Below are 716 nucleotides of genomic sequence, written 5' to 3'. Positions count from 1 at the left end.
CAGGAAGAATGGGGACAGGTACATAATGTTCAGGACACAAGAACAGAAAGAGAGAAAAGAGAGGCCAGATGGTTTACTTGTCCTCTCTACTGTTTTTATTTTCCGGAAAGGGGAAAGGGGAAAGGGAAGAGGGGGAGAATTTGGAAGCAGTTGGTCAGTTTTTTGTTTTCAGTTTTGAACCTGTTGCCACTCTTTTTCCAGTATGTTGTAAATATTTTGGAGTTCATCAATATTTTTCAAAAGCAACTCTTGTTTTGGAGAAACAGGTTGTTTTAGAAATTGTTGGAGCATCTGTATTTTACCTGTAAGTTCACCTTTCTGTAGTCCATTCTGCTCACCTTCCTGCCGTCCTTTTTGAAGCCCACCTTGCCATCCTTCCTGTTTCCCAAGTAGAAATTGTCCATAATGTTCCGGGTAATTTTCTTTAACAAACATTTCTCTTGTATAAGGCATGTCAATCCCCTCTAAATTATAATGATCATATAGTTTTATATGAAAGTCTCCGTAACAGCCTGTTTTAAAAACGACTTTCATCCCTTCGATTGTGGCGGTAATCCGCCATGTACGTTATTCAGATATGTGCTTGTATATTTAAGAAGCCACTTATCTTTTTGCAGTCTTTCTCTACTCTTTATAATCTGCTGGATATTATTAGAGAACAGACCCAATATTGGATGATTGGAGTTTTTTGTAATGATGAATCGTACTGGAGTCTA

At 37.8% G+C, this 716-nt stretch carries 1 protein-coding gene; it reads right to left on the bottom strand.

Features of this window, described 5'->3' with window-relative positions:
- Positions 1-168: 168 nt before the first annotated feature.
- A complete protein-coding gene (locus MTBBW1_RS27335; protein WP_139786947.1) occupies positions 169-453 on the bottom strand; it encodes an RpnC/YadD family protein in 285 nt (94 codons plus the stop codon).
- Between the last annotated feature and the right edge of the window lie 263 nt (positions 454-716).

The sequence above is a fragment of the Desulfamplus magnetovallimortis genome (assembly GCF_900170035.1).
GTDB classification, from domain to species: Bacteria; Desulfobacterota; Desulfobacteria; order Desulfobacterales; family Desulfobacteraceae; genus Desulfamplus; species Desulfamplus magnetovallimortis.
The sequence above is the reverse complement of the archived record's forward strand: the minus strand, read 5'-3'. Positions and strand labels throughout refer to the sequence as shown.

Coding starts and splice junctions, on each gene's coding strand:
- MTBBW1_RS27335 (WP_139786947.1), bottom strand. CDS start 453: ATGCCTTATACAAGAGAAATGTTTGTTAAAGAAAATTACCCGGAACAT.